Here is an 11,568-nt window from a genome sequence, read left to right as displayed (position 1 = left end):
GTGAACCGCGGACCAGCTGGGGCGCGGGACGGGAGTTCGCGGCACACGCATCGGACACCCGAGGGGGCGAGCATGAAGAGATTGTTGTGCGCCATCGCATCGACGGCCGGGCTGTTGGTAGCGAGCCTGGTCATCTCGAGCGGGTCGGCCGCGGCCGCACCGATCGAGCACGAACGGTTCCAGGACGTGAGCAGCGAGGTGGTCGATCCGTTCTGCGGCGACCTGAGAGTGCGGATCGACACGGACATCCGGGGATCGCTGCTGATCAAGTCGCAGGGGCCGGAAGGGCTCGTCTACTTCCTGGAGTCGCTCCACGGCACGTTGTCGTTTACGAACCTGGCGACCGGAAAGTCGTTCACGAGTGTCCTCACCATCATCAACAAGGACCTCAAGGTGATCGACAACGGTGACGGGACGCTGACGGTCCTTGCCTTGTCCACCGGAGTCGTCAAGAACTACGGACCGGACGGCAAGCTGCTGTTCGTGGACTCCGGGCAGATCAGAGTCGAACTCCTCATCGATCACAGTGGTACGCCGACTGACCCAGAAGACGACGTGATCCTGGATGAAACGCTCGTGAAGGGAAGCACCGGCCGGAATGACACCGAGAACCGCGACTTCTGCGAGGACATGCACCTCTTCACCAGTTGACCCGGCACACGAAGAGTTGCCAGGGGCACAGCTGAGCGTCGCCGCAGGTTCGTGACCGCGTCCCGCCGACGCCAAGCCGTACCCGAGATCCAGTGCGATCCGGTCGGCGTACTTCTCGACGCGCACGAGGCCTATTGCACGACAAGGCGCGGCGAGCGGTGACAGCATGAACACGATGCAGTGGTTGGACCCCAGCGCCAACCACACAACAAGCATGCCCAGCAGCAAGAACCCGATCACGCGACGGTTGCGTCTCCCGATGCACATGGCAGCAGCACATCGGCACGTTGACGGACTTCGAGCGGGCGTGGCGCCGGGAGCGGAACCCGGAGGGTATGCGACGCGCATACGCGTACTGGTCCGAGGACGAACAAGAAGTAGTCGGTGTGTCGTTTTGGGACTCAAAGGAATCGTGCGACGCGTGGCGCGCCTCCGAGGCCGAAGCGCACCGGCGTCAGGCGATGGCTCCCTACCTTGTTCACGAGGAAGAGCACTTCTACCGCGGCCGCGAGCTCGCCATCCCACCGCGGTAGACGGGCTGCGTCGACAGGACGCGTGCTCCAGCCCGGCGACGCCGGAGAGCAGCTTTGACCGTGCGAACCAACTCGAGCGTCCGATCCAACTCGGATCGCGGCAGCGGCGGACGGCGCCACGGCCGGGTGCCACACGCCACACTCACGTCTCGATCCAGGCTGTGCCGCTGGACAGGGCGCCGGTTCAGCCGGTCCCGTTCGCCAGGGTCGTCGGCTAGCGTGTAAGGGAGTCCTGCTGTTCATGACGTTATCCGATGAGCGATTGCATGCAGAACCAGCGCCGGGCACCGAAGATCACCACCTTGTCGTGGGGGCGGATCGCCACTGAGGCCGGCGTGTTCCGGGACGCCAAACTGTGGCCTGGAGGTGGGCGCAACTGGGACTGGACCGAGACCGGCACTGATCATGACGTCGGCCTGCAGCCGGCGGACATTCAGGAAGTGCTTGACCACGGCGCCAGGATCATCGTGGTCGGGCGAGGCCAGCACGAACGCCTATCGGTGCCCCGCGGGGCAGTCAGCACAGCCGAGCACGTCGGCGCACGGATGGAGGTGTTGCCGACCAAGGCGGCCGTGGAGCGTTACAACGCCCTCGCCGGACAGGGTGAGCTGGTGGGCGCGCTCATCCACACCACCTGTTGAGTAAACCCAGAGCGGCAGGTGAGTGCGTTACGACAGCACAGACCGGCGCTGACCAGGATGCGAGTGTGGGGTTCTCGATGACATGCCTCGACCGGCGGGCCCAGGTGGTCAGCCAAGGCTCGGTCGAACGCTCCGCTTCGTCGATCGCCGCCGCGATCCGTGGGTAAGTGCGGTCTGTATGACCGACCGTGCAGTACAGGCTCGCCAGTAGCTATCGTCGCGCAGGGCAGGCCGGATCTTCGACGAGCCGAACGAGTACTTGTACACGGGATCCACCATGGCACGTCGGTTGATGACCAGGAGGCTCGGTCTGCGTCATGAGAGGGCGTCTCAGGCACGCGCGTTGGCGTCGGCAGCTAGGAGGGAAAGTGCCTCCAATGCCCTTCTGACACGACCTCGACGGTGCCATCGACCACCTTGATGGCCGTCTCGTCGACGATGCCCAACGTGGTGTCGTCACCGGTCGGCGGTCTCCACTGGACGAAATCCTCAGCTCGGCTGGCGTTGCGGCTGCGGACGCAGCAGTCACACAGCTTCGGGGACAGTTAGCCGGGTCTTCAGGTTTCTGATGGTGAGGTGGCCGCCGACGACGCCGCCGACCGCGAGGACGACCACCAGCCACGCAGGCGCGCCGAGATCGATCGCCGCCACGATGACGAAACCCTCGAACAACGCGATCAGCGTGAACCCGAGGTGCTCGAGATACGCACCGGACGGCGGGCCGCCGTCCACCGGGCGCGTACGCGAGGCCTGGATGCCGCGCCACATCATGTATCCGCCCAGCACGATGAGCCCCGAGAACACCACCTGGGACGTCGTGCTCATGTCGCGCCACCCGACCGCGACCGAGATCACCATGAAGATGTCCAGGAGCGCGAGCGACCAGAAATAGTACGGAAACAGAGGCTGTCGCCGGACTGCAGCGCAACCGGTGCCGAATGCAACCACTCCGGAGGCGGCGTGCAGCACGATGAACACGGTATGCCACATAGTGCGTTCCCTACTGTAGGTGTCAACGAACTCGACCAGCGCTCCCTCGGGGGTCGCGCGCACAGCGATGTGCTCTCACAGTTGCTGCCGGGTGGCCCACTGGGCGACGTGAACCCGGGATGGCACACCCAGCTTCCGCATCGCGTGCCGGACGTGGTTGATTGCCGTCCACTCCGAGATCTTCAAGGTGCTGGCGATCTGCCGGTTGGTCATCCCCTCGGCGACCAGGACGACGACTTCGCGTTCCCGCGCCGTGAGAGCGGCCTCGAGCAGTGCATCGGCCATCCTCTGGTCCGCGTCGGCCGCCTCGCCGGCGCCCGCTTCCTTGGCAGGCGCCGGAGCTTCGACCACACCCACCCGCTCGTCGAGCAAGGCGCCGAGCGGCAGAGTCTTGCCGGCAATACAGGCGTTGTCGAACGCGACATCGCCGAGCCGGCCACGCAGGTTCTGCAACGCACGATCGACGTACGGGAGGACCTCCGCGCATGCATAGCTGTGTGTCTCCGCCCGCACGGAGCTCGCTGCCGCGATCAAGCGCACGGCAGCCAGATCGGTGTCTGGCTGTTTGCGACCGGCCAGTACCAAGGCCAGCGCCTCCAACGCGAACGGCGTATCAGGGTGCGTACCCATGTCCACGACACCGGCCGCGGCGGCCCGGCAGGTACGTTCCGCCTCCTGCTGGTCGCCGCGCCGGAAGGCGATCAGGCCCGCGAGCGCGCGAACGCTTCGGGCGCTCCGCTCGTCACCGTGCGCCTCCACCAACGGCAACGCGAAACCCACGGCCTCGTCGGCCGCCGCCACGTCACCGCGGCTCAGGGAGATCATCGCCATGTCGATCAGGACCACCGCCGCACCACGCCGATCCTTGGCCTCCCGCCACAGCGAAAGGCTCTTCCCGCACAGCTTGCGGGCTGCGGCGAAATCACCCCGGATCCGGGCCAGGTTGCCGAGATGATTGAGCGCCGCGGCCAATCCAGGCACCTCCCCGAGGGCGCGGTAGGCCTCCACGGCCCGACGCTGGTAGGCCTCCGCGGCCACATAGTCGCCAACCGCCATCGCGAGCGTTCCGGCGGCGTGCAACGCGTCCGCGTGCCGCCGGTCCTGCGTGCGGACGCACTCGTCACCCAGCGCTTCCTCCAATAGCCGAAGGCCTTCGCGCAGGTGCCCCTGTCCGAACATGAACCGCCAGAGTCCGGTGGCGAAGGCCAGCGCGCCGTTCGCGTCACCGCGGGCCCTCAGGTGCCGGTACGCGGCTCGCAGGTTGGCCTGTTCGCACACCAGCCGCGCCATGCACGCCGCGTGCCGCCCACCGGCCAGATCCTTCTCCGCTTTGGCTACCAATCCAGCGAAGTAGTCGGCGTGCCTGCTACGCACGACCTCTTCGTCGCTGGTGTCACGGAGCCGTTCGACGCAGAACGCCTGGATCGTATGCAGTGGCTGAAACCTGGGCTCACCGTCGACGCCGACCGACGCTGCCAGCATCCCCTTGTCCAGAAGGGATTCCAGCAGGTTTTCGACACGGTCCTGGGGCAGCCGCGCGACCGCCATCGCGGCGGCGACACTGAACCCGTCGACGAAGACCCCGAGACTGGTGAGGAGTTTGCGTTCCGGCTCGGTCAGCAGCTGGTAGCTCCACAGGATGGCCGCCCGCATCGTCTGCTGGCGCGGCGGCACGTCGGCGAGTCCTCGACGCAGGATGTCGATGCCGTCGCGCAACCGTGCAAGCAGCGCGCGGGGACTGAACAGCCCAAGCCTGGTCGCGGCAAGCTCGATCGCGAGCGGCAGTCCGTCGACCAGCCGGCAGATCTCGGCAACGTCGCCGACGTTCTCCGCTGTGAGCGAGAAGTCCGGTACGACGGCACGGGCCCGCTGGACGAACAACGCGATGGACGGGATCTCCGCGATCTCGGCCAGCGGCACGTGCAGCGAGCTGACCAGGGACAGCGGCCGGACCGGATACAACCGCTCCCCGTAGATCTGCAACGCTTGCCGGCTGGTCGCGAGCACTTTCAGACCGGGGCAGTCCGGTAGCAGGAAGCGCAGCAGCTCGGCCACCCCGTCGGCTACATGCTCACAGTTGTCGAGCACCAGCAGCAACTCGCGGTCGCGCAGGCGGTCGCGCAGATCGATCGCAGGCTGGGTGTCGCTCTCCGAGACGGCACGGCACGCAGCCGCGACAGCGCCGGCGACCTGGGTGGGTTCGGACAGCGGGGCCAACTCCACCGGCCAGACGCCGTCGCGGAATCCTGACCGTACGTCGCCGACGACGGCCAGCGCGAGCCGGGTCTTCCCAGTACCGCCTGATCCCGTCAGCGTGACGAGCCGGGCGGAGCCAAGGATGATCCGCTGCAGAGCGGCCCGTTCGCTGTCGCGACCGACGAGCAGTGTCGGCGAATGGAGGCCTGCCGCCCAGCGCGCCGCGGACGCCGTCTCCATGGCAGGCGAGCGTCCCAAGCCTGGGACCTGCCGGTCCCCGTCCTGCCGATCCTCACCAGTCGTACTACGCCCCCCGGCCAAAGTCCCTCCCATTTCGCACAACAGATGGAACTGCTGAAGCGCCTTCACACTAGGCTCGGCCGCTGCCCGTCACCAACGCTCGTGTGCATCGCGTCTGTGAATGCTGGGAAAACGCCAGGTTCAGCTCGCCAGGCCGTTTCACGGCTTCGACGTGCGGGTGTACCTGCCGTGAAATCCGAAGGGTATCGCATGCGGAACGTGGGCACGGCCAAGCTCGGCGAAGGTTCCGGCGGCCAGGATCAGCAGGAACGACCGTCCGCTGTTCGTGTCGAGGACGACCGACAGTACGACACCGGCATCCTCTGCGGCGCTGTCTTCGGCGGCGTCCGTGGGCATCGCGACGAAGACCGGCTCACCCGGGTAGCAGCCGTCCTGATGCCAGCTTTCGGTGGTGCCGGTCGTGGTGTCGAGCTTCACCAACTGATCGATGAAGTTGTGCCCGCTACGGTCACGAGCGCCGACGCCGTACGCGAACCGGTACGGGCGGCCGTTGCAGCGCGCGTAGGCGATGTTCGGCAGCTCCATCGGTTCGTCGGCCAAGGCCTCGCGGGTCACGGTGCCGCTCGCGAGCTCGACCCGGAACCGGGTCGGCACGGCGAGCGGGACGCCACGGTTGCCCCGCAGCGAGTCGAGGTAGAGCGCATCGACAACACCCGCGTCCGGGTAGCTGCAGAGGTCGAAGACGACCGCGTCGCCGTCGTCCCAGGCATTGATGTGATGGAACGCGAAGCAGGCTTCGGTCTGGTAGCTCCCGCGGGTGCTGCCGTCAGTTGTGTCGATCACCACGATGCGGGTGCCGAGCTCCGGCCGCCAACGGTAGTTCTCGATGAACGGCCGGCCGGACAGCAGCAGCGACAGCGGATTGACAACCAGCGGGAAGATGACCAGCACCACATATCGCTGGGTAATCGCGAAGCTGTGGACATAGCCTGGCTGCTCGACAGGGACCGAGCCGATGAGCCGGCGACCGCGCTGATCGGCGTCTTGCCGGTACACCTGGTAGCTGCTGCGCCGGCCGAACTTCAGGAGGTAGTTGACCAGCGAGCCGGTGGTCGGGTCAGCGTGCGGATGCGCAGTCGTGACAGCGCCCGTAAGCCCGTCGCGCTGGTCGGTGACCCGCAGCGTCGCGAGCGTGGCGGGGTCGAACTCGACCGCCAGCGGCGTCTCTGTCACCGCCGCCGCGGACTCATCGAAATCCACGATGTTGACCGCCGGATTGACACCGGGCCCGCCGAAGAACCGCGTGAAGAAACGGCTGAACAGGTTGCCGCACGGATCGGTCGCGAACTCGGTGTATCCGATCCGGCCCTTGTCGCGCAGCGATCGGTAGTTGGGCGTGTCGACGAACCGGTTCGCGTACGACACGGCGCCACCCGCGATCTCGAAGCGGTGCAGCATCGCCTGGCCATCGAACCAGTGCCGCAGCGACCGTCCGTTGCCGGCGGCGTAGCGGGCCGGGCCGTTGCGGACCAGCGTGCCGGACAACCACTCGGGCAGGTCGCCTTCCACCGGCAACTGATCGATGGTGACCTCATTGTCGAGGTCGGCAAATCCGATGGCGTACGGCGTGTGCGGCGGTGCGTCGGCCCCACCCATGGCGTCACGTCCACTCATGCGGTCACTTCCGAAGCTGTCGATGGGGCGTACTGCGGTCGTACCAGAGCCATCGCCTCCCGCCACACCTCGACGGCCGCGTCCGGCGTCGACACCGTGGCGAGGATCGCGGCGATGAGGGTGTCTCGGTACGCGTCTGTGCGCCCTGGCCTGACCGAGATCGGAATGACCGCGCGGACTGCCGGTAGCGCGGCAACCTCGTCGAGGCCTTCGACCTTCTCGATCTCAACGCCGACCGGATGCTGCGGACTCACGAACACCGCGTGCCCGGTGAACGAAGGCAGGTCGCCGTTGTCGATGCCCAGCGCCGCTTGACCTGCCCGGGCGATCAGGTTCACGCCCGACACCATCGGGAACAGGTACGGCAGCGCTCCGCCGGCGCGACCGTTCACTTCGATGATGCGCGGTCCGTCGGCGGTGAGCATCAGCTCGGTATGAGCGAGGCCGCAGGAGAAGCCCAGCGCGCCGAGCGCCTGATCGGCCATCGCAAGCACGTCGGCGACCTGGTCGGCACCAAGTCCGGACGGCAGCATCATGCCGGTCTCCAGCACCGGGGGCGCGGTCGGGAACCGGTCAGTGACTGCCAAGTGGGTCACCACGCCGTCGACGGCGACCGACTCGACGCTGACGTACGGCGCGAAGCCGGGTGTCGCCCTTCCAGGGTCGCCAACCAGCACTTCCTCCACGATGAACGCGGTCCCCGGGTCCACTGCTCCACCGGCCCGGGCCGCGTCGTCGAACGCCTCCGCCACTCGACGAGCCAGCTGGTCCGGCGCGGTGATGATGGACGCCAGGGCGCCACCACTCCCCCGGGTCGGTTTGAGGATCGCCGGCAACGGGACCTCGGCCAGGGCCGCCGGTACGTCGTCGGCGCTCGCGAGCCGAAAGAAGCGCGGCGTCGGAACGCCCGCGCCGGCCAGCGTGCTGCGCTGGACGTACTTGTCGCGGAAGGCCGCCATGGTCTCGGGCGGCTGTCCCGGCAGGCCGAGCCGGTCTGCAACCACGGCCGCCGCCTCGACCAGGTCGTCGGAGAAGGTCAGCACGCCGTCGACCGGATACTGGGTCGCGTGCGCCACCGCATGGTCGATCAGGCCGTCGCTGTGTTCGGCGACGGCGACAGTGGCCGGTAGGTCGTCGTCGAGCCGATCGGCCCGGGCGTTCAGGATGTCGGTACTGGTGACCACGACGACATCGCCGACCGGCCGTAGGTGCTGCACGGTGTCGGTGATCCGGATCCCCCGGGTACCCACCAGGAGCATCACAACAGGTCGCACGAAAACCTCCTGATCAGGTTGCTGGTCTTCCATCTCACTCGGCCGGCTCAGGGAGGAGCTGCCGGCCGGAGTCCGCGTCGACGATGGTGATCGCCGCCATCGGGCAGCACTCCGCTGCATCGGCGATCGTCGTCGCCGCATCGTCGTCCGGGTCGCTCGCGTCGACCAGCGCTGCGCGCGGCCGCGACCGTCGGTCCGAGCCGAACTCGAAGTGGTCGGGTGCCGTGCCGAGGCACAACCCGCTTCCGGTGCACGCGTCCGGGTCGACCGTCACCTTCCACCTGGCCATGCGACCTCCCCTCCTGCTCGCCGGTGATCCATCACTCACACCGAGACCATGAGCTTGACCTCGTACTGCCGCAGCCACAGCTCGATCTGGGTGAGGTAGGCCAGTGCCATCCGCTGCATCCACGCCGGACGCCGGCTGTCGCCGTCGACCAGGGCGGTGACACGTTCGACGTCCAGCAGCGGCCCGATGGCCGAGTCGCCGGCGAGCAGCGCCCTCGCCGCCGCGCGCACGGCCGCGTCGTACGTCGGATCGGGCACGGTCGGGTACATCGTCTTGGGCCGGTCGACGAGTTCGCGCGGCAGCAGGTCGGCGGCGACCCGCCGGAGCAGGCCCTTCGGCGTGCCGTCGATCGCCTTGAACGCCCACGGCACGTTCCAGAGGTACTCCACCAGCCGGGTGTCGCAGAACGGCACCCGGACTTCCAGCCCGACCGCCATGCTCATCCGGTCCTTGCGGTCGAGCAGCACCGGAAGGAAACGGGTCAGCGCGAGATACGACACCTCGCGCATCCGCCGATCGGAGCCGTCCTCGCCGGCCAGCCGCGGCACCTCCGCGAGCGCCTCGGCGTACCGGTCCGCCGCGTACTCCTGCGGACGCAACCGTTCCTTCAGCCCCGGCGCCAGGACGTTGGCGAACCCGGTGTCGTCGAGGTTCCAGGGGAACCCGTTCCGGGCCACTGCCTGCTCGTCGTGGAACCACGCGTAGCCGCCGAACACCTCGTCCGCGGACTCACCGGACAGCGCCACCGTCGAGCGGCCCGCGATCGCGTCGAACAGCAGGTACAAGGAACCGTCGAGGTCACCGAGGCAGGGCAGGTCGCGCGCGCGAGTGGCGCGCTCGAAGGTGCCGAGCAGGTCGGGTACGTCCAGCACGACGTCGGTGTGGTCCGACCGGATGTGCTCAACCAGGGTTCGGGCGTACGGCGCGTCCAGGGTGGGCCGGTTCGCGTCCGCCCGGAAGTCGGTGGCGCTGCCCGCGAAGTCGACCGCGAAGGTGGACAGCGATCCGGCTCCGGTCGCGCGGCCGGCCAGCACACCGATGAGGCTGGAGTCGAGGCCCCCGGACACGAGGGCACACAGTGGTACGTCGGAGACGAGCTGGCGGGTCACGGCGTCCGCGAGCAGCGTGCGAACAGTCTCGACCGTGGTGTCGAGGTCGTCGGTGTGCGGCGCGCTGGCAAGACTCCAGTAGGTGCGGGTCTCGACGCCGTTTCGATCGAACTCCAGCAACGTGCCGGGACGCAGCTCGCGCAGGTCGCGCAGCACACCGCTGCCCGGTGTATGTGTACCGAACATCGCGAACAGCTCGAGCACGCCCTGGTCGTCCAGCGCAGCATCGAACACCGGACTCGCCAGCAGCGACTTGGGCTCGGAACCGAAGACGATGCCTTCGGGATAGTGGTGGTAGTAGAGCGGCTTGACGCCGAGCCGGTCTCGGGCGAGCAGCAGCCGCTGGGCTTCGGCGTCGAAGACCGCGAAGGCGAACATCCCGTCCAGGCGCTCGACGCAGTCCGCGTCCCACTCGAGGTAGGCCCGAAGCACGACCTCGGTGTCCGACCTGGTGGTGAAGCGATGGCCTCGGGACTGCAGCTCGCTCCGCAGTTCGGCGAAGTTGTACACCTCGCCGCTGAACGTGAGGACGACCGGCCGGCCACCCGGCTGCCGGTACGCGAGCATCGGCTGCGCTCCCCCCTCCAGGTCGATGACGGCCAGCCGACGGTGACCGATCACGGCGTGTTCGCCGAGCCAGGTTCCCCGCGCATCCGGGCCACGGCAGGCGAGCGTGTCCGTCATGGCCTGCAGGACGCCCGGCTCGTCGGCGAGGCGCCGCTCCCAGTCGACCCATCCGGTAATGCCGCACATGCCCTACAACCTCCCCAGGTCTGTCACACGATGTTCGGTACGGTCCGCGGCGCGATGGGCAGCGAGCCGGTCGCGGCGGTACGCCGTCATCAGGTCTGGCGACCACTGAGCGTCCTGATCGATCTCGACCCGTACGTCGGTGACGCCGCCGATCTCGCCGACCCGGTGCTCGATCGCCCGCATGATGGTCGCGACGGCCAGGCAGTACGCGACTGTCTCGCCTGCCGCCGTCGTCCTGCCGTTCACTCGTCGGGAGACGGGGGCGGTCATGCGGTCACCGACTCGGGGACTAGTTCACGCCAGTGGGTCCAGGCGGGCCGGCGACCACCGTCGCGGCGGGCCTGGGCGAACTCGTCGTCGGCGATGCCGTTGCGGAGCTCGTCGACGTCGAGCCCGGCCATGCGCGCGAAATTGCCGCCCAAGATGGCGGCCCGGTCGGCGGCGGTCAGCGGTTCGATCCGGTAGCGGTTCAGCAGCTCGTCGGAGATCTCCCAGCCGAGCAACCGTTCGATGATGGGCTGCGGATGGAAATGCATTCCACCCGAGGCGTACACCAGTTTGTGGACGCCGGCGAACCCGATGAAGGCCGCCAGCGCCTCCTCGACCACGCCGAAGCCGCGCTCCAGGAACGCCGAGGTGATCTCGAGGTTGGCGTACACGTTCGGCAGGCGGGTCAGCGCCATCGTCACCTCGTCGACGAACGGCGGCAGGCCCGCGTGCACGATCTCGAACGACAGCTGCGGATAGCTGATCGCCGCGCGTTCGAGGTCGTCGATCCGGTACGGCTCGAGCGGGACCAGCCCGTTCGGCACCACCTTGTGGCAGGCGACCACCTTCAAGCCCCGCTCGATTGCCAGCTCGAACAACGGCGCGTACGCCGGGTCGTCCATCCGCCAGCTGCGGTCGGGCGTGCCGGCGTCCGGGTAGACCTTCAGCCCGATCGTGCCGGGCAGCCGGTCGAGCTGATCGGTCAGCGACGCGACACACGCGTCGGGCCCGTCGACCGGATTCACGCCCGCATAGGTCAGGAACCGCTGCGGCCAGCGCTTCGCGAGCTCGTCGTTGCGGAAAACGATCGCGTGCCTGCCGGGCCGGCCGGCCGGGCCGAGCAGGTTGGCGTCGGACAGGTTGTACGTATGCGTCGTGGCGTCGATGACGAAGATGTCGTCGATCATCGCGGTCACCTCCTCGTCCTAC

General features: G+C 67.9%; 10 protein-coding genes. 2 read left to right on the top strand and 8 right to left on the bottom strand.

All coding sequences use genetic code 11. The annotated features are described in order from the left end of the window. The first annotated feature begins 72 nt into the window (after window positions 1-72). Complete coding sequence (locus ACIBGM_RS31830) at window positions 73-651, top strand: hypothetical protein (protein ID WP_396387635.1); 579 nt, start codon at window positions 73-75, stop codon at window positions 649-651. 799 nt (window positions 652-1,450) lie between these two features. Beyond that, window positions 1,451-1,825: an Mth938-like domain-containing protein gene (locus tag ACIBGM_RS31825; RefSeq protein WP_360520423.1), complete on the top strand. Its 375-nt coding sequence runs from the start codon at window positions 1,451-1,453 to the stop codon at window positions 1,823-1,825. Window positions 1,826-2,350: 525 nt separating this feature from the next. Here the strand turns inward: ACIBGM_RS31825 and ACIBGM_RS31820 are convergent. The 8 genes from ACIBGM_RS31820 to ACIBGM_RS31785 form a co-directional block, all read right to left on the bottom strand. Next, window positions 2,351-2,878: a hypothetical protein gene (locus tag ACIBGM_RS31820; protein ID WP_396387634.1), complete on the bottom strand. Its 528-nt coding sequence runs from the start codon at window positions 2,876-2,878 to the stop codon at window positions 2,351-2,353. A 12-nt stretch (window positions 2,879-2,890) separates the two neighbouring features. Continuing rightward, on the bottom strand, window positions 2,891-5,251 hold the full coding sequence (locus ACIBGM_RS31815) for a LuxR C-terminal-related transcriptional regulator (RefSeq protein WP_396387633.1): 2,361 nt from the start codon (window positions 5,249-5,251) through the stop codon (window positions 2,891-2,893). Window positions 5,252-5,470: 219 nt separating this feature from the next. Continuing rightward, complete coding sequence (locus tag ACIBGM_RS31810) at window positions 5,471-6,946, bottom strand: carotenoid oxygenase family protein (RefSeq protein ID WP_360520432.1); 1,476 nt, start codon at window positions 6,944-6,946, stop codon at window positions 5,471-5,473. After that, window positions 6,943-8,220 carry a hypothetical protein gene (locus ACIBGM_RS31805; protein ID WP_360520435.1) on the bottom strand — a complete coding sequence of 426 codons (1,278 nt, stop codon included), beginning with the start codon at window positions 8,218-8,220 and terminating at the stop codon, window positions 6,943-6,945. Before ACIBGM_RS31805 ends, ACIBGM_RS31810 begins: the two co-directional genes overlap by 4 nt. Before the next feature lie 34 nt (window positions 8,221-8,254). Continuing rightward, window positions 8,255-8,509, bottom strand: a complete 255-nt coding sequence (locus tag ACIBGM_RS31800) for a ferredoxin (protein WP_396387632.1) — start codon at window positions 8,507-8,509, stop codon at window positions 8,255-8,257. 35 nt (window positions 8,510-8,544) lie between these two features. Beyond that, window positions 8,545-10,371, bottom strand: coding sequence for an asparagine synthase (glutamine-hydrolyzing) (asnB, locus tag ACIBGM_RS31795; RefSeq protein ID WP_396387631.1), 1,827 nt, complete (start codon window positions 10,369-10,371; stop codon window positions 8,545-8,547). A gap of 3 nt (window positions 10,372-10,374) precedes the next feature. Then, window positions 10,375-10,641 (bottom strand): hypothetical protein, encoded by a 267-nt coding sequence (locus ACIBGM_RS31790; protein WP_360520443.1) that lies wholly within the window; start codon window positions 10,639-10,641, stop codon window positions 10,375-10,377. After that, window positions 10,638-11,546 (bottom strand): amidohydrolase family protein, encoded by a 909-nt coding sequence (locus ACIBGM_RS31785; protein WP_396387630.1) that lies wholly within the window; start codon window positions 11,544-11,546, stop codon window positions 10,638-10,640. The genes ACIBGM_RS31790 and ACIBGM_RS31785 overlap by 4 nt, the downstream gene beginning before the upstream one ends. Window positions 11,547-11,568 lie beyond the last annotated feature (22 nt).

This window comes from Kribbella sp. NPDC050470 (assembly GCF_044458365.1).
Classification (GTDB): domain Bacteria; phylum Actinomycetota; class Actinomycetes; order Propionibacteriales; family Kribbellaceae; genus Kribbella.
Note: the sequence above shows the minus strand (reverse complement) of the source record. Positions and strands in the feature narration are given on the sequence as shown.

Bases quoted from the DNA above. Each gene is read 5' to 3' on its own strand.
- ACIBGM_RS31800 (WP_396387632.1), bottom strand. From the start codon at position 8,509: ATGGCCAGGTGGAAGGTGACGGTCGACCCGGACGCGTGCACCGGAAGC.
- ACIBGM_RS31785 (WP_396387630.1), bottom strand. From the start codon at position 11,546: ATGATCGACGACATCTTCGTCATCGACGCCACGACGCATACGTACAAC.
- ACIBGM_RS31810 (WP_360520432.1), bottom strand. From the start codon at position 6,946: ATGAGTGGACGTGACGCCATGGGTGGGGCCGACGCACCGCCGCACACG.
- asnB (WP_396387631.1), bottom strand. From the start codon at position 10,371: ATGTGCGGCATTACCGGATGGGTCGACTGGGAGCGGCGCCTCGCCGAC.
- ACIBGM_RS31815 (WP_396387633.1), bottom strand. From the start codon at position 5,251: ATGGAGACGGCGTCCGCGGCGCGCTGGGCGGCAGGCCTCCATTCGCCG.
- ACIBGM_RS31830 (WP_396387635.1), top strand. From the start codon at position 73: ATGAAGAGATTGTTGTGCGCCATCGCATCGACGGCCGGGCTGTTGGTA.
- ACIBGM_RS31790 (WP_360520443.1), bottom strand. From the start codon at position 10,641: ATGACCGCCCCCGTCTCCCGACGAGTGAACGGCAGGACGACGGCGGCA.
- ACIBGM_RS31825 (WP_360520423.1), top strand. From the start codon at position 1,451: ATGCAGAACCAGCGCCGGGCACCGAAGATCACCACCTTGTCGTGGGGG.